At 42.5% G+C, this 24,749-nt stretch carries 22 protein-coding genes; 12 read left to right on the forward strand and 10 right to left on the reverse strand.

Going from position 1 to position 24,749, the window contains the following annotated elements; translation table 11 throughout:
- Positions 1-28 precede the first annotated feature (28 nt).
- From B5Y40_RS03770 to B5Y40_RS03780, 3 genes are all read left to right on the forward strand, one after another.
- Positions 29-760, forward strand: coding sequence for an RDD family protein (locus B5Y40_RS03770; protein ID WP_079685362.1), 732 nt, complete (start codon positions 29-31; stop codon positions 758-760).
- Positions 761-951: 191 nt separating this feature from the next.
- A complete protein-coding gene (gene bcp / locus B5Y40_RS03775; protein WP_079685363.1) occupies positions 952-1,422 on the forward strand; it encodes a thioredoxin-dependent thiol peroxidase in 471 nt (156 codons plus the stop codon).
- A gap of 122 nt (positions 1,423-1,544) precedes the next feature.
- On the forward strand, positions 1,545-2,426 hold the full coding sequence (locus B5Y40_RS03780) for an ATP-grasp domain-containing protein (protein WP_079685364.1): 882 nt from the start codon (positions 1,545-1,547) through the stop codon (positions 2,424-2,426).
- 77 nt (positions 2,427-2,503) lie between these two features.
- Here the strand turns inward: B5Y40_RS03780 and B5Y40_RS03785 are convergent, their stop codons facing one another.
- Together B5Y40_RS03785 and B5Y40_RS03790 are read right to left on the reverse strand one after the other, a co-directional pair.
- Complete coding sequence (locus B5Y40_RS03785; protein ID WP_079685365.1) at positions 2,504-3,931, reverse strand: family 16 glycosylhydrolase; 1,428 nt, start codon at positions 3,929-3,931, stop codon at positions 2,504-2,506.
- Between the two features lie 38 nt (positions 3,932-3,969).
- Positions 3,970-5,577 (reverse strand): glycosyl hydrolase family 18 protein, encoded by a 1,608-nt coding sequence (locus tag B5Y40_RS03790; protein WP_079685366.1) that lies wholly within the window; start codon positions 5,575-5,577, stop codon positions 3,970-3,972.
- Between the two features lie 702 nt (positions 5,578-6,279).
- On the opposite strand from B5Y40_RS03790, the gene B5Y40_RS03795 reads away from it, so the two are divergent.
- A complete protein-coding gene (locus B5Y40_RS03795; RefSeq protein ID WP_159453597.1) occupies positions 6,280-8,712 on the forward strand; it encodes an ABC transporter permease in 2,433 nt (810 codons plus the stop codon).
- Between the two features lie 98 nt (positions 8,713-8,810).
- Here B5Y40_RS03795 and B5Y40_RS29810 read toward each other — a convergent pair whose 3' ends face one another.
- Positions 8,811-8,993 carry a hypothetical protein gene (locus tag B5Y40_RS29810; protein WP_079685368.1) on the reverse strand — a complete coding sequence of 61 codons (183 nt, stop codon included), beginning with the start codon at positions 8,991-8,993 and terminating at the stop codon, positions 8,811-8,813.
- Positions 8,994-9,212: 219 nt separating this feature from the next.
- Between B5Y40_RS29810 and B5Y40_RS03805 the strand changes: the two genes are divergently transcribed.
- The 4 genes from B5Y40_RS03805 (at position 9,213) to B5Y40_RS03820 (ending at position 12,176) form a co-directional block, all read left to right on the forward strand.
- Positions 9,213-9,782 (forward strand): RNA polymerase sigma-70 factor, encoded by a 570-nt coding sequence (locus B5Y40_RS03805; protein WP_079685369.1) that lies wholly within the window; start codon positions 9,213-9,215, stop codon positions 9,780-9,782.
- 240 nt (positions 9,783-10,022) lie between these two features.
- Positions 10,023-11,117 carry a FecR domain-containing protein gene (locus tag B5Y40_RS03810; protein ID WP_079685370.1) on the forward strand — a complete coding sequence of 365 codons (1,095 nt, stop codon included), beginning with the start codon at positions 10,023-10,025 and terminating at the stop codon, positions 11,115-11,117.
- Positions 11,118-11,128: 11 nt separating this feature from the next.
- Positions 11,129-11,521 carry a hypothetical protein gene (locus B5Y40_RS03815; RefSeq protein ID WP_079685371.1) on the forward strand — a complete coding sequence of 131 codons (393 nt, stop codon included), beginning with the start codon at positions 11,129-11,131 and terminating at the stop codon, positions 11,519-11,521.
- Positions 11,522-11,822: 301 nt separating this feature from the next.
- Complete coding sequence (locus B5Y40_RS03820) at positions 11,823-12,176, forward strand: DUF6567 family protein (RefSeq protein WP_079685372.1); 354 nt, start codon at positions 11,823-11,825, stop codon at positions 12,174-12,176.
- 35 nt (positions 12,177-12,211) lie between these two features.
- On the opposite strand, the gene B5Y40_RS03825 is transcribed toward B5Y40_RS03820, so the two are convergent.
- Both B5Y40_RS03825 and B5Y40_RS03830 read right to left on the reverse strand, forming a co-directional pair.
- Positions 12,212-12,931, reverse strand: a complete 720-nt coding sequence (locus B5Y40_RS03825; protein WP_079685373.1) for a DNA alkylation repair protein — start codon at positions 12,929-12,931, stop codon at positions 12,212-12,214.
- Positions 12,932-12,941: 10 nt separating this feature from the next.
- Positions 12,942-13,907 (reverse strand): coiled-coil domain-containing protein, encoded by a 966-nt coding sequence (locus B5Y40_RS03830; RefSeq protein WP_079685374.1) that lies wholly within the window; start codon positions 13,905-13,907, stop codon positions 12,942-12,944.
- A gap of 138 nt (positions 13,908-14,045) precedes the next feature.
- Here B5Y40_RS03830 and B5Y40_RS03835 point away from each other — a divergent pair, with 138 nt between their 5' ends.
- Positions 14,046-16,127 carry a carboxy terminal-processing peptidase gene (locus B5Y40_RS03835; protein WP_079685375.1) on the forward strand — a complete coding sequence of 694 codons (2,082 nt, stop codon included), beginning with the start codon at positions 14,046-14,048 and terminating at the stop codon, positions 16,125-16,127.
- Positions 16,128-16,200: 73 nt separating this feature from the next.
- Entirely contained in the window at positions 16,201-17,346 is a 1,146-nt protein-coding gene (locus B5Y40_RS03840; RefSeq protein ID WP_079685376.1) for a hypothetical protein, read from the forward strand.
- 51 nt (positions 17,347-17,397) lie between these two features.
- Here B5Y40_RS03840 and B5Y40_RS03845 read toward each other — a convergent pair whose 3' ends face one another.
- Positions 17,398-18,354: a Nif3-like dinuclear metal center hexameric protein gene (locus B5Y40_RS03845; protein WP_245840465.1), complete on the reverse strand. Its 957-nt coding sequence runs from the start codon at positions 18,352-18,354 to the stop codon at positions 17,398-17,400.
- A gap of 30 nt (positions 18,355-18,384) precedes the next feature.
- Complete coding sequence (locus tag B5Y40_RS29515; protein WP_159453598.1) at positions 18,385-18,561, reverse strand: hypothetical protein; 177 nt, start codon at positions 18,559-18,561, stop codon at positions 18,385-18,387.
- Between the two features lie 10 nt (positions 18,562-18,571).
- Here B5Y40_RS29515 and B5Y40_RS03850 point away from each other — a divergent pair, with 10 nt between their 5' ends.
- Together B5Y40_RS03850 and B5Y40_RS03855 are read left to right on the forward strand one after the other, a co-directional pair.
- The gene (locus B5Y40_RS03850) at positions 18,572-19,756 is read left to right on the forward strand and encodes a sensor histidine kinase (RefSeq protein WP_245840466.1); all 1,185 of its coding nucleotides are present in this window, start codon (positions 18,572-18,574) and stop codon (positions 19,754-19,756) included.
- 32 nt (positions 19,757-19,788) lie between these two features.
- Positions 19,789-20,523, forward strand: coding sequence for a LytR/AlgR family response regulator transcription factor (locus B5Y40_RS03855; protein ID WP_245840467.1), 735 nt, complete (start codon positions 19,789-19,791; stop codon positions 20,521-20,523).
- 40 nt (positions 20,524-20,563) lie between these two features.
- Here the strand turns inward: B5Y40_RS03855 and B5Y40_RS03860 are convergent, their stop codons facing one another.
- The 3 genes from B5Y40_RS03860 to B5Y40_RS03870 all read right to left on the reverse strand — a co-directional run bounded on the left by B5Y40_RS03860 (position 20,564) and on the right by B5Y40_RS03870 (position 24,623).
- On the reverse strand, positions 20,564-22,723 hold the full coding sequence (locus tag B5Y40_RS03860) for a xanthine dehydrogenase family protein molybdopterin-binding subunit (RefSeq protein WP_079685379.1): 2,160 nt from the start codon (positions 22,721-22,723) through the stop codon (positions 20,564-20,566).
- 147 nt (positions 22,724-22,870) lie between these two features.
- Entirely contained in the window at positions 22,871-23,308 is a 438-nt protein-coding gene (locus tag B5Y40_RS03865; RefSeq protein WP_079685380.1) for an SRPBCC family protein, read from the reverse strand.
- 22 nt (positions 23,309-23,330) lie between these two features.
- On the reverse strand, positions 23,331-24,623 hold the full coding sequence (locus B5Y40_RS03870; protein WP_079685381.1) for a hypothetical protein: 1,293 nt from the start codon (positions 24,621-24,623) through the stop codon (positions 23,331-23,333).
- Positions 24,624-24,749: the final 126 nt, after the last annotated feature.

Consider the following 24,749-nt stretch of genomic DNA (forward strand, 5'->3'; position numbering starts at 1 on the left):
GGTGAAAATATTGTTTTAAGATCACAAAATGAAGAACATAGAAATTAAAACTACACAGAATGTAGTGTTGGAATACGAGTTGGCGGATTTAAGAGACAGAGGCCTCGCTTTTTTTCTCGACTTGATTTGTATTGCCGTTGCTATCACCATTTTGTCAACCATTGGCATGGGTATTTTAGGACTCACCGATACTGCTGCCGGTGTATATATGTTTTTTGTGTCGTGTGTTTTTCTCTTCTATTCGCTCGCGTTTGAGGTATGGAATAAAGGACAGAGTTTAGGGAAGATGGCCATGCGGATACAGGTAATTAAAACCGCTGGTGGACAGGCTACATTTTCAGATTATGCTGCGCGTTGGGTTTTCCGGATGATCGATATTTACTTTTCACTTGGCGGCATTGCTTCTATACTCGTGGTGTCGTCACCTAAAGCACAACGCATTGGCGATATCGTTGCCAACACTGCTGTTGTTAAACTCGCGGCAAAGATGGATCTCAGACTCAATGATCTTCTGGCGATCCACTCTAAAGATTCCTACAAACCTGAATATCCACAAGCTAAACAGTTACAGGAGGAAGATGTACTGGTAATCAAGAAAACACTTGATCGCCATCGCAAATTTGATAACGATGCGCACGAGGAAGCTATACACCTGCTGGCAGAAAGAATCAAGCAAGTACTGGCTGTGGAAAATATATACCCTGACGAACGGAGATTTTTGCAAGCTATACTTCAGGATTACGTTGTTCTAACACGTTAATATATCTTGCCTAAAACTCTGAATCTGATGTAGCGCCTCAAGACTATAGCTATTGATAAATTCACAAATCCTTCATGAATGCTGTAACGGAAAATCATCTTTATTTTGATTAACTTCGTACGCTCTCAATTAATCCCTCTAATATGAAAACACGTTTTCTTCTTCTATCACTTTTAAGTCTTCTTTTTACTATGAGTACACAAGCGCAATCTGCTCTTAAAATTGGTGACAAGGCTCCCGATTTTACAGCCAAAGACCAGGATGGAAAAACCATATCCTTGCACGATTATAAGGGCAAGAAAGTAATTCTATATTTTTATCCGAAAGATCAGACACCTGGCTGCACGCAAGAAGCTTGCAACCTGCGCGATAATCATGATTCGTTACTGAAGTCGGGTTACACAACGATAGGGGTAAGCACAGACGATGTAAATTCGCATAAAGAATTTCAAACGAAATATAGTTTGCCGTTTCCACTCGTGGCAGACACCGATAAATCGATTAATCAAAAGTATGGTGTATGGGTGGAGAAGGAACGCGATGGACAAAAATACTTTGGCACTGCGCGTACTACCTTTTTGATTGATGAAAAAGGTGTGATCACCAGCATCATCGATAAGGTTGATACGAAACAACATGCCGAGCAGATTTTGAAATTATAGTCTGCCGGGAATACTTCCGATGATGGTATAGGAAATTGATACCATCAAACTTTTAAAAAGTGATTCTGTTTTGAAATCCTATTTTAAAATTACTTTGAGGAAAGTAGAATTATAGAAACAGGATGAGTCAATTTAAAGTAGCATGTATCTGCGAGCGTGCAGAGAAACAGATTGGTTACGGGTTACAGGAAGATAAAATGCTGCTTGACTTTCTGCAGGCAAAGCATTGGGATGTTCAGCGTGTATACTGGGCCGATGATAAGATCAATTGGAAGGATTTTAATCTGGTGATCATAAAATCGCCTTGGGATTATCATTATCACTACGGACGTTTCATGCAATGGCTTTCCGGTATACATGATCTTGGTATCCGGATTCTGAATCCATACGAAATCATTCGCTGGAACAGCGATAAACATTATCTCCAACAAATGGAGGATGAGGGATTCGATGTGATCCCTTCTATATTCCTTGAGTCAGGAAAACAACACAATCTGAGTGGTTTGTTCGCCACTTTCAAAACAAAGCAGTTGATCGTGAAGCCGTGCGTCAGTGCGGGCTCAAAACATACCTTCATCGTAACAGAGGATAATATAGCCGAGCAGACCAATAGTATCAATGTGCTTACGCGTGAAGAATCATTTATTGTACAGCCGTTTGTTGAACAGATTCACGAAGGTGAACTTTCATATCTTTTCTTCGGAGGTAACTTCAGTCATTGCGTACTGAAGAAACCACAGGTGGGAGAGTTTAGAGTGCAGCTTGGTTTTGGTGGAACAATACATCTGCAAAATCCATCGGCAGACGAAATAGAAAAAGCGAAGTCTTTTGTAGACAGGTTTGCAACGGGGTGCCTGCATGCACGTGTAGATGGCGTTATGATCAACGGTAAATTTATCTTGATGGAACTCGAGTTAATCGAGCCTATGCTATATTTTCCAGATGCGCCTGGGAGCGTTGAGGAATATTACGATGCGTTAACCACTTTGACTTCAGGCCTTTAGCCGTCTTGATGAAACCTAACGTGGATATATACCAGGAGACACGAGCATGCCTCCTGGTATAGTACAAATTCTGCAACTTATTCTACTACTACTTTTTTGGTAATAACCCGTTTGGAATTGCTCATTCTGATGATATAAATGCCAGAGGGTATTTTTGCAACCGGGAGTATATCCTGTACTTCCGACCGAAGGATCTGTAATCCGGATGCACTGGTAATGCTTACCGTAGATGGCTGTGATACTTTTATTGTAAATGTACCCGTGGAAGGATTTGGAAATACAGTGAGTGCATTCTCGTTTTCAATCGCCTCTTGTATTTCTTCACTTGAAGCGGCTTCCATTCGTGCGCCTGCACCGGTACCAAAACTAAAGGCTTCCCATCCGGATATAGCTGTACGCGTGCAGGTCATCGGGTTAACACCGTTCTCCGAAGATATATACCGGCCATTGTTTCCGCGTAAGCCAACCTTTCCATCGGCTGTAGGTATCCAATCAAATTTTTCCCAATCGCCAATAGTAGTTCGGTTGCACGTGATCGATGCTGTTCCGTTTTCGGAAGAAACATATTTGTTCATGCTGCGCAATGCGATCTTTCCACCACCGGCATCTACCACCGTAAATTGTTCCCAGCCTTGCACGGACGTCCGGTTGCACATCATCGGAACCGTTCCGTTTTCCGAACTCACATAACTATTGTTATTCCCCCGAAGCCATATCGTACTACCGATCGGTGCCGTTGTAGATGTTGTTGAGCGCTTATATACTCGTACGTAGTCCACATACATCTTAGCAGGCAACGCACTATTGTTCACAGTAAAGCCTGGCCAGTTTCCACCTACCGCCAGATTCAGGATCAGGAAAAAATTATTGTGAAATTCTGCAGTGCCATTTATGCCGTTCAGAATATTCGCTTCATGAAATTGCACACCGTCTACAAACCATTTGATGGCGCTGGCATCCCACTCTATAGCATATACATGGTAGCCTGTAACAGCAGTATTAACCGAACCACCATACGATGTATAGCCGTTGTTATCCCAATGTATAGTGCCATGTGTGGTGTTGTTGGTGTTCACTTGTTCCATGATGTCGATCTCACCACAAGCCGGCCATCCTACCGTTCCTATATTTGTTCCCAGCATCCAGAAGGCAGGCCATGAACCTTGAAAAGCGGGCAACTGAATGCGTGCTTCAATGCGACCATATTTCCAGTTATAGCCGGTAGAGCCGGTAGTTAATTTCGATGAAGTATAATTATAGCCTCCAAAGCTTTCCTGTTTTGCAGTAATCACCAGTTGACCGTTTTCAATCGTGGCATTTTCTCTCCGGTAGTATTCAAGCTCGTTGTTTCCCCAACCATTGGTACCATTGCCAATGTCGAATCCCCAGGCAGGACTTATACTGTTGGTAAATTCATCAGACCATTCTAGCTGCCAGGTTTGCGCGCTGCTATGTATACACATGAGTACACCTGCAGCAACGAAGACTAACGTTGAAATTTTCATATTGATGGAATTTAAAATGACATTTGGTTGATGGTTGATTAAGGTTTGATCACGATCTTCTTTACGCGCGATTGGTCGTGGTCAGTGATCGTGGCGGTATATAGTCCAGGTGGTAAATTGTTTACCTGTATAGCAGTGACTATAGATCCGGTATATACAATGCGTCCGCTGTTGAAATCACGGATCACCACCTGCGATGGCTTGGCGACTTCAATGTTGATCACTGCTGTGGATGGATTGGGATATAGCGCGATGCCGTCTTTTCCTGGAGCAAGCTCTTCCGGTATATCTTTAGTTTCCGGGGCTGCGATGCGTGCTCCACTTACCGATACAAAACTGAATGCTTCCCATCCGCCCAGACTGGTGCGCGTACAGGTCATCGCATTCGCGCCATTCTCGGAAGAAATGAAAAGTCCGTTGTTACCCCGAAAACCAACCTTGCCATCAGCCGTCAACACCCAATCGAATTTTTCCCAATCACCAATTGTAGTACGGTTGCAGGTTATAGGGGCTGCTCCATTTTCGGAAGATATATACTTACTCATGCTGCGCAACGCAACTTTGCCGCCACCGGCATCCACTACTGTAAATTGTTCCCATGCTTGTGCTGTGGTGCGATTACACCACATGGGTGCTGTGCCATTTTCGCTGCTCACAAATAAATTGTTAAAGCCACGCAAGGTTATAGTCTGGCCGATGGGAGCAGTGTTGCCAGGAGGATTACCACCGTTACGCTGATCAACAACCTGATCAATGGCTGTCAACAAAGAATTGCTGTTGGTAACATCCTGCGAAAGTTCCCAGATCATGATGCCGCCTCCCTGATCGAATGCCAGGTTGGTTTTACCTTTTATGGTAGGGATACCGTTGTAACCAATGCCCTGAAACGAATCAGCATTGGCGCTGGCACCTCGGCTTAGTAGCGTGTTGTATGCAACATACTCGCTGGACGACCTTCCATAGAACGGTACACCCAGTATAGCTTTGGCTGAAGGAAGACCTCGTCCTTTCCAATAGTTTAAGGATTGTACAGCATAGTCGTACGTGGAGTGATTGGAGCCGCCACCATCGTACGCCATCAGGTTTAGAAAATCTACATAGCCAAATACATTGCTTTGAATGCTGGAACCACCCGTTGCCACCACTGCAGCCGTAAGTAATTTACCATTGTTATGAAGGGCTGTGCTTAACTGCTGCATGAGCGAAGAGTAATTATTGGAAGAAGCACCGCCATCCGGATATTCCCAATCTATATCTACGCCATCCAAACTATACTGATTAACAAAGTTGATCAGGTTGTTTACAAAGTTTGTACGATACGTTGGATTGGCCGCAAGGCTTTCAAAGCCGCTATCATTGCCATCGTTCCAGCCGCCTACAGCGATGAGAACTTTTACGCCATTTGCATGGCTACTTGAAACCAGACTTTGAAGCTTTGAAGGATTTTCAACGGCCTGCAGCCCACCCGTTGCTGTAGGAAGTACGAACGCATAGTTGATGTGGGTGAGTTTGCTGAACTGAATGTCACTTACGTTACCCGCCCATGACGGAAAATATCCCACTACTTTGAATTGCGACAGAGCCGCCACTGAACTCAATAAAACAACTGCGATAACGCAGACGATTCTTGTGTATACATTTTTCATATCAGATAAATGATTTATGGTGACAGTAATCGCTATAGTCTTCGATTACTATATATGAATAAGATCAGCGTGCCAACATGAACAAGGAGCGGAATGAAGTATATACATTTACTGTAGTAACACTCAATTCCATTGCGGTATAGTTTATCGTTTCATACAGTATATATTTGGGTTTAGGAAAATTATTGGTTAAACGCTTGTGTGGTGAAATTTTATTTCAATGCAAACGTTATTAAATGTAAGCGGATGTGTTTTTAAAAACGTTGCATGTGATACGCCTTCAACTCTACATGATTTTTTCATTGTACGTCCACACTACTTCAATGCTAATCTTGCAATTGATTTTCAGAGGCTTGGGGCGTTGAGAAGATGTAGTGTGTGTTGATTTTATAATTGACGAAAATCCCGAATACAAGAATAAACTTCAGCGTTTGTTTTAACGCCTATATACTTTCGGTGAGAGGGAAGCTGAGATGTGTAATCACAGACTATAGGTTATAACTATCGCGGAAGACGTTTTAACATCAATCACAGAAAAATCTTAGGAATCTTGGTTGTGGCATAGTCGTTCTTTATCGGACATGTTTATTCGCTGATGAACATCTGTTCTCTCCAGAGCTGTTGAAAATCATGGAATGGAGGCTGTAGACGCAACATCAACCTTGGTTGGTAATTTGTATGTTGCAAGGAAATTCGAGCTGTATGATTCGTAATTACTTCAAAGTCATTTATCGAAGCCTGATTCGGAACAAGACCTATTCCATCATCAATATCCTGGGTTTGTCAGCAGGGTTAGCAATGTGTATCATCATTCTGGAGTATGTCAAGTATGAAAATAGCTATGATCGCTTCCATTCCAAAAGTAAAGATATATATAGGGTTATCATTGAGTTTCATGATCCGGGGCAAGCGCCAAGTACGGATGTAGCCAATTATGCGCCCGCAGCGGAAGCATTGAAAAATGATTTTCCGGAAGTAACAGGTGCTACCTGTATATCTCCGGAATATGGTCGTGTAGTGCTGCAGTATAACGAAAAGGCATTCGAAGAACAGAAAGTATATTATGCAGACTCTTCCTTTTTTAGCGTCTTCGATTTTAAACTCCTGGAAGGTGATCCGAAAACAGCTTTAGCAGAACCAGCTTCTATTATACTCTCACGCACAAGTGCAGAACGCTACTTTGGAAAAATGGATCAGTGGAAACGCAGTCCACTAAATGAAATGATCCGGGTCAATAATGGTAATGTTATGAAGGTTACCGGTATTATGGAAAACATTCCGGGTAACTCTCACTTTCAAGGGAACATTCTTATTTCATTGGCCGAGTATGCGCGCCATAATGACTTTGAGAAAAACTGGGGCTGGAATGACTTCTATACCTATATCTGCCTCAGACCCAATACAAATCCGGACGCATTGCAAGCGAAGATGCCTGGCTTTGTAACGAAATACATGGGCAAAGAGACCAATAAAAAGATGTTGATACAGCCACTTGAAAGTATACATCTATATTCCAATCATTCATTTGAACTGGAACCTAACGGAAGCGCACAAGCTGTAAAGTTTTTAACGGCAATTGCTATTATCATTTTAGTCATTGCTTGGGTCAACTATATAAATCTGTCTACGGCACGAGGCGAGGGACGCGGCAAAGAGGTGAGCATGCGCAAGGTGAGTGGTGCGAGTCGCAACGAAGTAATGGTTCAATTTCTTTTTGAGTCGTTCTATATTAACCTGATCGCTTTTATACTCGCCATTGGTATCGTGCAGATCAGCCTCCCATTCGTAAGCGCGTTACTTGAAAAACCGCTTGAGTTTTCCATTATCAGAGATATGGGGTTTGTAAAGATACTGGCAGTTCTTTATATAATAGGAAGTGTCATGTCCGGGCTATATCCAGCGATTATCCTTTCATCGTTCAGACCATTGCACATTCTTAAATCCTCTTCGGGAAGTATAGCCCGTGGTAAATCCGGGTTGAGACAAAGTCTGGTGGTATTTCAGTTTGTCATGTCGGTGGGACTGATCACCGGCACTGTGATCATCATGAATCAAATGCATTTTCTACGAACCAAAGACTTGGGATTCAATACCGACAAAACGTTAATCATCAATGCACCGAGTACCGTTACAAATGACTCTATATTTTTTAACCGCTATCAGTTTTTTAAACAACAGGCACTTAAATATCCAGGGGTTGAACATGTAACGATTTCTTCTGCGCTTCCCGGTAAGCTCTCCAATGATTTAGATTCGCATGGCTCCATTCGGTTGCAGGATAAACAGGAGCAGAGGCTTTCGTTTTTGTCTTTCAGAATAGATGAAGACTTTATAAAGGTGTTTGATATGAAGCTGATCGCGGGAAGAAATATACCTTTTGCAACGGCTGTTTCCCGGAAGGATAGTTTGATGCTGATCAACCGGAAGGCTGCCGAACATTTCGGATATAGCAATCCGGATGATATTGTAGGCAAGAAAGTAAATTACCAGGGAAGAATACGCGAAGTAGTAGGTGTGATCGAGAACTATCATCACAAGTCATTGAAGACAAATTTTGAACCGATGCTTCTACGCAACTCTACTTCCGGAGCACTATATATATCGGTACGCCTTTCACCGGCTAATGCATTGGCTTTGGATCAGATCATTCAGGATTTGGAACAACAATGGAAGACGGTATATCCTGAAAACCCATTTGCATATTCGTTCTTGGATTCGCATGTGAACAATCAGTATAAAGCAGATGCACAGTTCAGCAAGATCTTCACTGTATTCGCATTCTTCTCCATTGCTATATCTTGTCTTGGTTTGTTTGGATTAGTCTCTTATACGATCACGGTACGCATCAAAGAAATTGGCGTGCGTAAAGTTCTGGGTGCATCGGTAGAGAATATTATTATGCTTTTCTCGAAAGACTATATCAAGCTCTTGATGATCGCCAGCGCTATAGGACTACCGCTTTCGTATTATATACTCAACCTCTGGCTGGAGAATTTTGCTTACAAGGCAGCGATAAGCTGGTGGCTGTTTATTTTGCCGGTTTGTGTTGTAACTTTTCTCGCGTTCCTGGCAGTGAGTGTACAGATCATGAAAGCGGCACTTACCAACCCGGTAGATTCGTTACGGCATGAATAAAAAGAAGTACATCCAAAAAGTGAAAATACCTTTGGATGTACTTCTTCCAATATATATACCAACCGATGGTACTACATCATTGGTACGAATCTCCAAGCCTAGTGCTTTCCTTTTTTCTGTTGTCCGGGAGCGTATGGTTTTGCTGACTTACTTCCGGTGGCTTTTTTCATTTGGCCGGGCGGGACTTTTTTATTATTGTTGACTATAACGGTTTTGCATGCGCTTGATAAAACGAGCAACAGCATAAAAATCCAGGACATTCTGCGGATTTGTTCTTTCATGGTTCAGTACTTGATTAAATGTTTAATGTTAAAACCAGCAGAGCATGCTTCAGCACTTGTTTCATCTTTGTGCTCCCGGTGATTTCTAGTAAAGCACACATTTCCCGCTTCACCCCCAAATGCAATTGAAAAATATTTTCATTGGACAGTGCGTTGCAGCCTAGCTACGCGGAATTTTCCTATGTTTACTTTGTTGAGCTTTAAAGATTATTCACTTCCATGGAGAAACTTCCTCAGGATGATTTTGGACACTTGTTTCGGCTGCATCATAAAAGCTTGTGCGATCTTGCCTATAATATTGTAGTCGACAAGGACGCTGCCAAAGATATTGTGCAAGAAGTTTTTATAAAATTATGGGGCAATCGGGAAAAACTCACCTTTGGGGATCAGATCAAGCATTACTTATTCAAGGCAACCGCCCATACCGCCTATAACTATGTACGCTCGCATAAACGCGTATTACCCTTAGAGGATTATAGTGGGCTTGGTATACTACAGACTTTTCCGGGAACCGAACGTGTAGAATATAAGGAGCTTGAGATTCGTGCCCGGCAGGCGATCGATAAGCTTCCACCAAAATGCAAGGCGATCTATATACTGAGTCGCCATGAAGGACTTAAGTATCAGGAAATTGCTGATACACTGGGACTATCGATCAAGACCGTGGAAAACCAAATGGGCATTGCATTGGAAAAGCTCAGAAATGAACTGAAACCGTTTCTTTCACCGGAATTCCTGGCGTTGCTGGCGGCCATTGGCATGGGGCTCTATGCTTTGATGATGCGTTAATTTTTTTTTAAATCTTTTGGGGGTAAGACCCGGGGTTATGTGCTATAGGGGTATAAGAATGAAATTTATAACACTTTAATCCCTGTACGTATGAGAACTGTCATTGGCTTGATCCTTTTTGTACTTGTTACATTATCTGCCTGCTCATCCTATACATGTGCCACGTATGTTAAGCATACGCCTAAAACCAACAGCACGTGCAAAGAGGTGAAGGTATAATATAAAAAATAGACCCTCTCTATGACTATCGACAACCAACATTGGGAAAGAATATCTGCGTACTTGTCAGGTGATCTTTCGGAAGCGGATAAAAAGGCTTTCGAATCCTGGCTCCAAAGTTCGGATAGTAACCGCTTCCTTTTGGAGGAAGCGCGCAAGGTATGGGAGAGTTCCGGATTAAAACTTCAATTGAACGATCCGGCAACGGAAGAAGAGTTGGTAAAGCTACAGTCACACATAGAGGCGGAGCGTCAAGAGAAGAATAAAGTTGTATCTCTTTTTACAGGATCAATGGCATGGAAGATTGCTGCCAGTATAGCATTCACCGCGATAGCCGTTTACGCCTATATATCAGTTAAGCAAGGAGATGAAAATGTGATTGCATCCGGCAATGAAGTGATGACACTATATTTACCGGACAGCAGCCGGGTGTGGCTGAATACAAACAGCCGCATTCTATACTCTGGAAATTTTACAGGGAAGCGAAGTATAGTACTTGAAGGTGAGGGGTATTTCCAGGTGCGTCCGGATACTGCCCATCCTTTTGAAGTGACCACCAACGCTACTTCCACCGTAGTGTTGGGTACTTCCTTTAACATAAAAGCGGAAGACAGCACCACTACCCTTACCGTTGCAGAAGGTAAAGTACATTTCGCAGCACGTAATGTTAAAGCAGATGAATCTATCATGTTGACACCACGTGAACAGGCAACCTTCCGTCATCAACAAAAAACAATTACAAAATCAAAAAGCCACAACATGCAATTTGCAGCGTGGCGTAAATTGAATAATCCACAATACGAAAATGAAAAGCGCAACAGTGCTCTTCATCTTACAACGAGCTATAGCTGGCGAAAAAATCAGATCAATCAATCTGTTATAGAGGGGAAGATTACGAACTCGGCATCGCTGGCAGCCTTTAAAAATATAGTGCTTAGTGTTACGTATTCACAGCCGGGTGGAAATGTAAAAACTACAAAGCTTGTGATCAACGAATCGGTAAGACCAGGCAGAACGATTGATTACCGGAGAAGGCTGCTTGATATATTTACAGATACCCGTACTTTAAAAGTATACATCGAATCTGCAGAGGTTGATGCAAATGACAACTACTAATATGATTGTTTATGGATGGTAACGAACAATACTCCACAGCACAAGCACATGAATCTTTTACTATTCCGGAACAAGCTGAAGCATTGATCTACCTCGCTGAAAAAATAATACAACAACATTCGCAGGAAGGACCGCAGAGCCCGGTGAAACCACAGCTCATTGCAGATCTCAACTACCGGATCAGCTCTGCTAAATCACGACATGACCAAGGTCTTAAATACGAGCGCTTGATGCGTGAAGCATTTGCTGAACGCGATTTTCTTTTAGGCAAGCATAATACATTAGGAAGGGAAGAACGCGATGTGAAAAGCATTATCGAAAATGTTGTTCTCCTTTTACAACAGCACTACACTGATAAAACTGGTTTTACAAACTGGGGCCTTGAGGCAAGGTCCGATAAATAGTGCTCTCTGTTTGCGCTTCTTCAATCATTGACCTTAGAAACCCTTTTTCAAAGGGTTTTTTGTTTTAAACAATGTATAGGCAATTAAGGTTATACACCCAGCAGTCTATATCTGCAGGAACCTGCGGCGTAGCGGGAGAGGTATCTCATGCATTTTTTTGAGGCTGACTTAACCATGTTCTTTTTTCTTATTTCTTATCGCTGGAAAAAAATAAACGAAGAAATCAAAACACTTTGCAGGTGGTCTTGTTGAATACAATGAATGTTAAAACAGAGTCTTAACAAACCATAAAACAAAGTATATGAAAATTAACCAGTTGATGGTAGTAGCGGCCATGGTGTTGCTCTCCAGTTGTGCTGCTCATGTGGGTACACTTACCAGTAATGTTTCGTTGAATCAAGCTAACTTTCGTGTAGTGAGTACTGCAACCGGCAGTGCGCAAACCAAGTTGGTGCTTGGCTTCGGTGGGTTGAAGAAAGAGGCTTTAGTAGCAGAAGCGAAAAAAGATCTTATTGCAAAAGCTAATCTTACTCCTACACAAGTGCTTGCTAATATCTCTGTAGACTATAAAACCAGTATATATCCCGGTTTTATTCCTGCTGTGGTAATCAATAAAGTGATTCTGACCGCAGATGTTATAGAGTTTACGAAATAGACTTTAGATTAAGTCAGTCGTGGTTCATGACTGACTTAATCTTTTGCTTTTGTTTTTCTTCCGGTACTTAGCTTCACTTGTGTTTCGCGTACTGCTATACGTGGAAGTGTATTTTTATACTCGTAGATATAGTCTTCTACTAATTTTCGATGATGCTTCACCATGCTTCTCAGAAGCCACGATATAGCTTTGGTGATCAGTATTTCTTTTTCAGCTTTTAACCGATCTATATTCTCGATTGCTATAGCGGCTAGTCTTTCATCGGCATGCTTGCTCAATGGAGAGCAAAGTAATACGAGTGATGCCCTGCGCTTCTGAATGTTTTTACTCTTTGAAAATTTGGAAAGTAACGAGGCCCATTTTTTCCAGTTACGAGAGATCTCTGTAGAGGTATAGGTTCCCGTGCAAACGGCATCAACTTCTGCCCAGCCAATTAAATGATCGAGCCACTGGTCGAATAGTTTAGGATCAAAGGTTCGTTGGTCTTGTGTGGAGTAATCGAGTAACATACCGGCCATCCATTTCTCGGTAGAAGATTTACCTCCAATCAGACTCGTGAGAAGTTTAGCAAATGCATCCACGGGTAAGTCGCGATGGCTGCGCATCCATTCTTTGGCAATGGTTCGTAACACTGGAGCGCTGATGGCATAGCGGGGATGTGCATTGCCAAGGTAACTATCCAGAAACGTATGCTCGGTTCCCTGGCCAGCGTTTACCTGAATGGCTTTGAGAATTTCTTTGTGGTGGCGGTCCATCAAAATATAGTTAGTCTTTCAGCTTCCGGATCAATTCACGGTCAAGCTCCGGGCCATCGGTAAGTGCTTTGCTGATCTTGCTGACAACGTCATCGAGGTTGTGACTGGATTCTTTCAGATGCCGGAGAATTTCTTTTTCATTTTCTGATAACGAAGTTTTATTCAACAGATTGATCAATCCTAATATACTACACAGGGGACCCCGTAGCAAATGAGAGTTGATGAAAGCATATTCGGCAAGTCGCTGATTATGATTTTCAAGTTCCTGTGTTCGCTTTGCAACACGTTCCTCCAATAGAAAATTAGCTTCTTCAAGCCGGTTGTTGATGGAGGTGATCTCTTCATTCTGATCTTTCAGCATTTTGTTTTGTTCCTCGATCTCGACCGTCATCAACTGAAGCGTGAGGTTCTGATTTACCAGTCGTTTGTTAATAGCATGCTGTGTATAGCTGAACAGTATGGCTACCGTTGCCGTGATGAGTGTGAAGAGTACACCGCCCGCTGTAAACTGAGCAGGAGAGATCGTTACATCATAGGAACCTATATGTGTGTTTACGTAGATTCCATTCGCCACCATGAACGCTATTACAATAAAAGTAAGCGACATTGTTTCGAATGACCGTGTAAACATGGTGAGTAATAACGGAATAAGACCGATCCAGAAAACCCAGGTATGAAAGAATGTAGGATCGGAAAGGATCTGTGCCTGATTGACAAGCAGTAAAAATAAAACGTTGATCACCACGAGGAGTTTGTGGCTCACCTTTTTGATTGATAATGCGAGAAGCAACGCAGGGGCTACTGCAAGAACGACCAGGTAAGGAAGGGATATACTTCTGAAGTCAAATATTAATTCAAAGCATATACTGAATACGAAAAACAAAATGACAGCGAGCAGGTAGTAACGGAAGGCAATGACTCGTGATGCTTCCGCTCTGCCCTCCGGAGTATTCGTTTTTATTAAAAAATCAAGCATGTCTTCATCAACCCAGGTTACAATCCCGCTGAAATAACTTAAAAATCTTCATTTGAACTAATAATTGGGCAGAGTATTTTTTTAGACGCTAAATATGGTATTTGATAGGAGTCATTATTTCTTGATCTTTCTGAAATCATGCGCTGGTTTTCATTCTTGTTTTTTACGCTTTGTTCGCTGACAGATATATATGCCCAGCGATCGCCTGATCCTGGAAAAGAAGCACGGTTACTCACCCGCATATTGCAAGAGCAACATTTGCAACCACGCGCCATCAATGATAAATTCTCCGCTGATGTGTTCAAGGTCTTTCTTGAAACGATTGATCCGGATAAACTAATTTTCAGCGAGGCCGATTTAAAATCACTGGTAAAGTATAAAACACTTTTAGATGATGAGCTGAATGGTGATGGCTGGAATTTTCTAAATGAAATTATACCACTGTATCAGAAATGTTTGTTGAATACGGAGGAGATTGTGATAAAACAAACGAATGCACCATTGGTTAGTACCACGAATGAATACCTTGAGTATGACACAACGCACTGGGCATACGATGAACCCGAACGCATTGTGCGATGGAAGCGCTGGCTGAAGTATCAGATACTAGACAGGCTCACCGATCGACAAAAAGGCTATAACGAAAGTGACGCAGATCTCTTTGCCCGCTATGAACCCGAAGTACGCCTTCGTGTAAAATCGTACGAACTCCGTTCCATTAAAAGAGTACTGAATCATCCTTCCGGTTTTGACGCCTATATAACGGCTGCGTACTTTCAATGTATAGCATCTGTATTCGATCCGCATACAACCTATATGCCGATCACGGGCATGGAGAATTTTTTGTCATCACTTAGCACGGAAGGATATTATTTTGGTGTAACCCTCGATGAGAACGAACGTGGCGATGTGTTCATAACGGCATTGGCTCCGGGTGGCTCTGCGTGGAAGTCGGGTGAACTCCAAACTTCAGATGTACTGATCAATCTTACATGGGAAGGGCAGGAGCCTATCGATGTAACGGGTATATCATTGGAAGAAGCAAATGAAATACTGGCCGATAACAATCATCAGTCAATGAAATTTACGGTGCGCAAGCCCAGCGGCCTCACGACTTCCGTTACGCTTCGAAAAGAAAAAATCTCGCTGGAAGAGAATTATGCCAGAAGCTATTTACTCAAAGACAAGTATACTATAGGCTATATATCGCTTCCTGATTTTTATACACAATGGGGCGATGACAGCGAGGGCACACACTGTGCGGAAGATGTAGCGAAGGAAATTATCAAACTGAAAAAGGAAAACATAGATGGGCTTATTATAGATGTACGCTATAACGGAGGAGGTTCCTTACAAGAGGCTGCAGCGATGGCTGGAATTTTTATTGATGAAGGCCCACTGGGATTTTTGAAGGGCAAAGATCCGAATGCGATTATACTAAAAGATATGACTCGCGGAACGATTTACGATGGGCCGCTGATACTGATGGTGAACGGCCAGAGTGCATCAGCTTCAGAATTTCTCGCAGCTGTTTTACAGGACTATAATCGTGCTGTGATTGTTGGGAGCCGCACGTTTGGAAAAGCGACTGCACAGAATTTCTTTCCATTGGATTCTGCTCAGGGAGCACCGTCATTGCAAACACTCCAGGGACAAGGATATGCCAGCATCACTACCGATAAGATATACCGCGTTACCGGAAAAGCGGTGCAGGGTAAAGGTATACGTCCAGATGTTTTGCTTCCGGATATGCTCGATGCGCTGATGATCCGTGAATCCGATTTGCCATTCGCATTACCCAACGATTCTCTTCCCCGCAAAGCAAGCTATAGACCTTTGTCGGCATTGCCGTTGCGCACTATAAAACGAAACAGTGAGACACGCATCCGGAGTACAGAATCATTTCAACACGTTGTAAAAAGTCTTCAATGGCTTACAGATGAATTGAAAAAGAAGAATCAGCCTTTACTGTTGTCTTGGGAGTTCTTCAGTAAGGAAAATAAAGATCATGAAGCACGCTATGCGGCATTGGAAAAATTGCTGGACCAGCGGGCCGGAAATTATGAGGTTATCAACAGTTCTTTAGATCAGCAACGGATGGTGGTCGATGACTATAGCAATAAGTTTAACGCCACCTGGATTAGAAATCTCAGAAAAGATATTTATTTAGCAGAAGCTTTCAGGGTCATGACCGACCTGATTGAGATCAAACATAAATGATCTGACAGCGTTATACGGTAATACATTTTGATGATTGATAATTTATAAGCAATAATTAATTCATTTATATTTCATGACAGAAAAGCAAGTACATATTCTTATTGGTTGTGCAGACGCACGTGACCTGAGCCAGGTACAATTGGATGCGATTGATAAGGTTACAGCGGAATTCCGCGATATGAGCATCGAGGTGGAGCTGCACGTTATCCGTGCAGCAGGCTCCTTTGTAACGCCCGATATAGTAATGGATATCAAACGGACGATCGAGCAGGCGCAGCGAGCATCAGACCCGTTGTTGCCGATCAGCTATTATATACATATACAGACGCATGGTCACCTTACCGAAGATTCCAATGATCACTATATCAGTCACGTTCATGACCTTAAGATAGTGGAAGGTTCTCCGTTGAACTGCGGTATGCTGGGTGCTTCCGGTGTGGGCATCGAGATTGAGCAGATGATTGTGGAAGAAAAACCGGTGATCACCATCAAAGGTCGTGCTGTGGTAGTTGACAACGACACAAAGATTAAATACCTGCTACAGGAATATTATGCATACGATGGCTATCTCGCAGGCGACTGGATCAAGAGTATAGATTTACTTCGCACACATCCGCGTCATCAGCGTACGGTGTTGGAGAAAGCTATAGCGGTCGACCCGGAATTGAAAATGCTTCGTATACAGATTACTTGTGGTATCATGGACTACGCTATACATTCACTGATCCGCGTGGATGACGGTGATCCGTCTGTTCCGTACTGGGATACCGTGCAAACCGAAATACGCAAGCATACTCAAAATGACAGGAGTGCAAAAGAGATGCTGATCAATCAGTCGGCAAAACAAAAACCGCTTGCAGGGTTGCTTTGTATGAGCGATCCGCGTATGTCGTCACGGTTGTTGGCAGCGAACTACTATATGCGTCATAAAAACATTCAACATACCGGAGATTACTTGCCCAATACAGTTTTTAATATCACCGGAAGTTCATTCGATATACCGCAAACACCCTTTGGGCCGTATGTTATAGCAGGATTCTTCTATGCAGTAAAACATCTTCACCTGGTAGACCAGATGGTGATGGGCTATAATGAAGATCAGACAGATCGCATTATAAAGAAAATCAAGAATGACCCCATCATGCGCATGATCGTGCAAAAGTTTGATGTCAACCTGATTGCGATCAACCAACTCGAACTTCAACAGGAAGAAGCTTAATAAAGTATATAGCCATTTAGATTTTCAGATGGCTATAGTATAGATATACTTTTACATAAACGTAAAAGGGTTTCGGGCCGGCACATGTGTAATGGTGAGGCCCGGAACTTTTGGTTGCAGCCAGGGCACCAGCCACTGCATACCGGGCTCTTCGCTCACAGCATGCCCCAAAACAATAAGAGATCGCTTTATACCTATAGATTGCAAGTCGCGCATATACTCACTGGTTTCCCATTCACTCAGTTCTCCACCAATCAATACATCCGGTTTCACTTGTTGCAGTGCATCAATTTGCCTTCGTCCACCCGGTGCTCCTGGTAATAATAAAATGCGCTTGCATTCCTGTGCAGGGTTGCCCATTACGCGCACGGTGTGTATACCGAGTTTTGATTTTACATGCGTTACAATTTGTTGAAGTGATGTAGGTGGAAGGTTGATCACGTGAAGTTCTTCCGGGTCTGCATATTTTTCCCAACCCAAGGTTGTGAGTACACCCATTTGCACGCCATCCGGACGATGAGAATGCCAATAATCATGAAAGCGCCAAACGGCAATGTTGTGTTTTTTTAGCAGGCTATATTTATACTGATATACTTCGTCTTTCTCCAGCCAGTCGGTATCGTCACGGTGATTGTAGAACGTGGGCTCATGTGCAATGATGAAGTTAGCGTTCAGCGCGATTGCTTTTTCAATGACGGGTATCGTTGCAAAACTTGTTGTTACTATACCCGTTACCAGTTGATCTGGAATTCCGGATTTTAATGTGTCCACCGTTCCTGAAATTGGCAAGCGTGGTATTTCTTTTAGGATCAAGTCAATTACCTGTTGCACCGTGAGTGGAGGTGAGGGCTGATCTATAGGGCGGGTGAATCCTGTAACAGGTGCCATGAAGAGTGCTGAGGCGCTGATCGCCTTTGTGACAGTAGAGATAAATTCTCTTCTTCTCCATATACCATAATCACCATCGTTCATGCTGGTTAATTTCGTGATCTTTGAATGCTTACTCATTTCGTGTCAGGTTTTACGAATCAATATATCTTATTTTTTTTGAATTCCTGATTCTTCGTTTGCGACCCGATGGGCCATATTCATACTATATAGCTGGAGCGACATTCCGGCAAGAGCCGTTGTGCATTCAGCAATCTTAACACTGCGTTGATCAATTATTTGTTGCCGGTCATATTCAGGATGGTAACTCGCACTGGATTTTTTCATACCTTAAGGTATGGTGAAGTCTCTGATGGGCGATTTCCGAAAGCTCAATGACGTAAGCGTTTTCCCGGTTATCAAGCAATCAAGGTATAACTGGTTTTGGAAGTATAAGCTTTATCACTTACCCTTTTGGTTTACCTACCATGTCATGTGGTGGACGCTCACCATCGGCAGTTTCTCGCAAACAGCCAATAACATTTTATACTCTCCATACTCTGTAAAATTTTTCTTTTATGTAGTCTTTCAGGCAATAGGTGTATACTTCAATTTGTATTTTCTTATACCTCGATTTCTTGAGAAAGGGCGTTATGTTCAGTATATAGGTTTACTGGTACTAACGATGCTTTGCACGGCTATACTTATTGTTCCTGGATATTATGTGAGCGCCTGGTTGTCTGGTTATACGTTGAAAGAACTATATAACGTTGATCCTGAGAATTACGCTTTCTTTTTTCAGATGAACACGTTCCCTTCTACAGTTGCCAGTATGACGTTGGGGATGAGTGTGAAGTTAACCAAGAACTGGATCAAGGCCCGGAGAAGAGAACAATCATTGGAGAAAGAAAAGTTGGAGACTGAATTGAAATTTCTGAAGTCTCAGTTCAATCCTCATTTTCTTTTCAATACTATAAATTCAATTTTTGTTTTAATTCATAAGAACCCGGTGATGGCTTCTGAGTCGCTCGCTAAATTTTCTGACTTACTGCGTTACCAGCTATATGAATGTAACGAACAGCAAATTCCGTTGGAGCAAGAGTTGACTTACCTGGAGAATTTTATTGAGTTGGAGAAGCTGCGACAAGATGATGGTAACTTTAAGTTAACGATTCAATTCGAGCAGCCGTATTCTGGTGATCTGAGTATTGCGCCCTTTGTACTGATGCCGTTTATCGAGAATGCTTTTAAGCATGTATCACAACGGAAAGACCAGACGAACTGGATCCGGATGAATCTTCGTTTTGATAAACAGCAATTATACTTTACTATCACGAATAGCATTTCAGTGATCAATAATTCTTCTGAGCTTATGGCGTATAGTGGTATAGGACTTAAAAATGTAAAGCGAAGACTCGATTTGATTTATCCGGAAGGGCATGAATTGCAAATACAAAAAGATAGTGAACAGTTTGAGGTAACGCTCCGGCTGGATCTCCACAAACAAAAGGCTTCGGAGCCAGTACCAATGCCAGTCCGGTAGAGAGAATTAATTTCGTTTTTAAAGTATATAACATGATGTTAAAATGTGTAGCGATTGATGACGAACCGCTGGCCCGCGAGTGCATTACAAACTATATACAGGAAGTTGATTTTTTGACCCTTGCGGGAACAGGCAGTAATCCTGTTGATCTGACGCGATTGCTGGATGAGCAAGCTATAGATTTAATCTTCCTGGATATACAAATGCCCATCATCAGCGGTATAGAGTTTCTAAAGATGGTTCAAAACCCACCCATGGTTATCATTACCACAGCTTATCCGAGTTATGCGCTGGAAGGATTTCAACTCGATGTGTTGGATTATCTGGTTAAACCAATTACGTTCAGTCGCTTTTTTAAAGCCGTTACCAAAGCTAAAGATTATCATCAGCTTCTCTCCAGACCTGCCGTGTCCGAGATTTCGGATAAAATCGTTTTAACTGCAGATTATTTTTTTATCAAATGTGACTATAAATACGAACGGATTTACTTTAATGATATTCTCTATATACAGGCGATGCAGAATTACATCACCATCTATACCACCAAAGGTAAATACATGACGTTGTTGTATCTGAAAAGTATTGAGGAGAAGTTGGACGGTCAGCAATTTATCCGCGTACACAAATCATATATAGTGTCCATTCCTAAAATAGAGTCCATTGAAAATAATGAAATCGTCATGCAGTCATTTCGTATACCGATTAGCCGCAGCTATCACGATGAAGTTATTGATCGGGTAGTAAACGACCGGCTTTGGAAAAAGTAAATGCAATCGCTGCATTTGGTAATAGTGAATAGGTACAAGTTTATTTACTCCAATCCTCTGCTCTGATCGGTAACCTGCGAATGCGTTTGCCGGTAGCTGCATACAATGCGTTGGCAAGTGCGGGAGCTATAGGAGGTACACCCGGTTCGCCAGCTCCGCCCATGCGTTCTGTACTGGGTACAATATAGACTTCTATCGAAGGTGTTTCATGGGTACGAAGCATGCGATAATCATTAAAATTGCGTTGCTTCACGCGTCCTTTCTCCAGCGTTATTTCTCCGTAGAGCGCAGCCGTGAGTCCATATACTATACCGCTTTCCATTTGCGCGCGTACGCCATCCGGGTTCACTGCCAAGCCACAGTCAATGGCACACACGATACGGCGGAGATGTATTTTTCCATCCTTTATGTTTAGTTCAACAACTTGCGATACATAACTGCCCATGGCTGCGTGTACGGCTATACCCCGATATATACCTGCAGGCAAAGGATTGTTCCATCCTGATTTTTCAGCGGCGAGGTTAAGGGCTGCCAGGTGTCGCGGATGATTTTTTAATAGTATATGTCTGTATTCAACAGGGTCTTTTCCTACTTTTGCAGCGAGTTCATCGATTAACGTCTCCATCACGAAACCAGTATGCGTATTTCCAACGGAGCGCAATGGTAAAACGGGCACGTTACAGGTAGTGGTGTGTAGTTCAATGGAAAGATTGGGTATACTATCAAAGTATGGTGAACCATTCACGCCATCTACCGAACTATAATCGATTTCGTTCGGAGCGATGTCTTTCTCCAGCGGAGTGTTCTTGAAAAGTGATTGCCCGACAATACAGTGCTGCCAGGCTAACGGAATATGATTACTTCCGATCCCTATATATACCCGGTGCAAATATACCGGGCGGTAATATCCCCCCTGTATATCATCCTCCCGGGACCAAACCAATTTAATAAAGCGACCACTTGCTTTGGCGATGTGCACGGCTTCCATTATCCAGTCGGCATCAAACGAGCCGCGTCTGCCAAAACTTCCTCCGAGAAAAGGTGTATTGAAAATTACCTGCTCCGGATTCAATCCCAGGAATCGCGCTACTTCCGCTTGATGGGGGAGTGGTGATTGAGTGCCCGTCCACACCTCACACGAGTCGCCCTGAATTTTTACGGTACAATTTAACGGCTCCATCGGTGCGTGCGCCAGGTATGGAAATATATATTCCGCCTCGATTATGTCGGACGTTGATGCAGCATCTACTATATCTCCTTTTTGCTGTACAGGTATACCCTGTGTTTTGGATAGCTCCCTATATTCTTCTATCTGAGTATTGCTGTCCACTCCTTTATTTTTATCAAGGTTCCATTCGACTTGCAAGGCCTCGCGGCCAAGCTTGGCAAGCCAAAAATTGTCGGCAAGAACCGCTATACCGGTAGGGATCTGCATAACATCGCGAACGCCTTTTATTGCTTTTGCCCGGGTGGAGTCAAACGATATAACCTTTCCGCCAAATACGGGTGCATGAGCGACTACCGCTGTGAGCAACCCAGGAAACTGAATGTCGATTCCATATATAGCTTGCCCGTTAATTTTTTCAGGACTATCCAGTCGCTTTTGTGATTTGCCTATATACTTCCATTCTTTAGGTTCGCGAAGTTTAACAGAAGGTATAGCGAGTGCGGAAGCTGCAATTGCCAATTCTCCATAACTTGCGCGCCTGTTACCTGCGATAACAAAGCCCTTTTCTGTTCTGCAGATTTCAGGAAGTACACCAAACTTACGGGAAGCCGCTTGCACAAGCATGGCACGTGCCGTTGCACCCACCAGTCGATAGCGATCAAATTCCGAACGTGTTGAATCCGATCCTCCTGTAGACTGTACATATATAGATTCAGCAAAGTCACTCCCTTTTCCGGAAGGACGGTGTTGTACTTTAATTTTACGCCAGTCGCAATCCAGTTCTTCGGCGATCAGCATGGGCAATGTTGTCCAGATACCCTGTCCCATTTCTACTTTTGACAGAATTATATATATACTATCATCTTCTCCGATGCGGAGAAATGCATGCAATGAAGCAGGTTGATTTGGTCGTGATGATATTTTTCTTGCCCCCCAAACCATGGAAAAAGAAAGGATGAGTCCACCGCCGGCAAGTGTGGTTGTTTTAAGAAAGTCTCTTCGGTTTATGGATTGCCTTTTTTTATTTTCCATGGATACATTGAAGGTTCTAAATCAAAGTACGTATTGTCTAGAATTTAGGTCAATGATATTGACAGCCTACAAGCCCATGTATACCAAATGCACATGTAGATTGACGACAGGTTTGGTAAGATCGACTGGGAATTTCTTTCAGGGATTTTAGTGCTTCTCTGCCAGTTCCTTCAATACCTGCAAGGTAGCATTCCAATATAGCTCCAGGTGTTTGTATATGGTTTCGGTTGGAAAATTACTCAACGTTAACGTCAAGGTAGTTTGGTGATCGGTTGGGATTAAATCAAACGCAACTACCGAATAATTTTGGAGTTCATCCGGAAGCTCCGATAGTGAGCTCAGATGACTATATTGCAGACTCCTCTCCGTGTTAAACTCTAGAACTGTTCCTTTATTCTCGAAATGTAGTCCATGTAAAATTCCTTCTATAACCATCGGACTTCCAACCTTCCAATCGGTTAGTATATGTATAGTATCGTCATGCATCCATTTTTTCATGCACGATGGATCCGTTAAGGTATACCATACCTTTGCGACAGGTGCGTTAATGATAACCGCTTTCGTGTAAATTTTGTCGGATTGCATTTCTGGAATAATGACCAACGATTTAACGATAGAAAGGTTCTTCACTTATCCACTGAAATCTGTCCTCTAACAATAAGTATGGGTTGTCGGAAGTTTTGTGTGCCACTATATTCAAGGTGTCCTGATTCATATACCCTGACAGGTGTAATGTCTTGCCTTCGGTCTTGAAGTCGAACTCACCTGTAGTGGTCAGGTCCTTTGAGGAAAGCCTGATCTTATGTGAGCCATTTAAAACAGAGCAATACCAGGGAATTATAAACCCATCCATATGAGTAACGTTAAGTATATTTCCACTAATTTTTAATGACTTCCAACGTCTTGTATTTGTATCTGTAGATGATACAGTATCTCCATTGAGCGAAAAATGTGAAATCGTATATTCACCCATGATTGTTCCGGATCGCGATAAATTTTGCGCTTGTCTATTTTGTTGTTGTCCAATTGAACCCACGAGCGGTGGAAGAATCAAGATGCATATCAAAAGCACGTTCAGGGTATAGTAAATAATTTTAGATCTGCCTGTATTTTTAAAATGGATTTGAGGTTCCTCTGCAGCGATAGTGCTATTGAGGAAGAAGAAACCCAGAAGTCTCTTCGCGTTCATCGCCAGTATCAATACGGACACCAGTAACAGGTGGAGCGAAAATAGCTTTACAGGTATATTGTAGAATATATTTAGCGCAAAAACGTTTATAAATACAACTACCGAAACAATAGCTCCCAACAATCTTGTGCGGTGAAATAAGAGAAATATACCGGCAGCCACCTCTATACATCCGGAAAGGATTGTATATCCGGGGGAAGAACCCATGAATGTCCAGGCAAGTCCCATAAGGGACGACTCACCGTATGTTGTATTCATCCGTTGTGCATTTGGTAATGAGAACTGCAGCGGGATTACTTTACTGAATCCATAGCCGAACAAAGTCGCAGCAAGGTAGTATCGAACCAATACTTCGAGTATAGCTGACAGTTTAGCATAGTACTCTTCTTTTTTTAGGATGAGCGTCCATATGATTGACCCTATACCAGCAAAAATAACGAGCATGAAAGCCTCCGTATATTTTAATGAAGTGTCTCCGCTTCCTGTAGGGCCGTGTAGCGGGTTGTAATATTGCTTCAAAAGCAGCGGACCGGCAGCATCCAGAAGCTTAACAAAAACGTTATGCAGAGGAGTTGTTATATATTCTGAGAAGGGAATTAAACTGAATGGAAACGGGAGAATGTATAGTATCAGGTAAAGAAAAATAAACCTGAAGAATATGGATGATGCTAAATTTTTACTCTTCGTTTCATTATTATTGTTCAGGCTCATGTTTTTCGCAGGTCAAATTCTTACATCCCATTTTGACTAGTAATTTAATAGTCAGTAATCTATAATCAATGATATATGCAAGAAAAGAATGGAGCGCGCATTCCAACGGCTGGTGTTAGTAGATAA

It is taken from the genome of Ohtaekwangia koreensis (assembly GCF_900167975.1).
GTDB classification, from domain to species: domain Bacteria; phylum Bacteroidota; class Bacteroidia; order Cytophagales; family Cyclobacteriaceae; genus Ohtaekwangia; species Ohtaekwangia koreensis.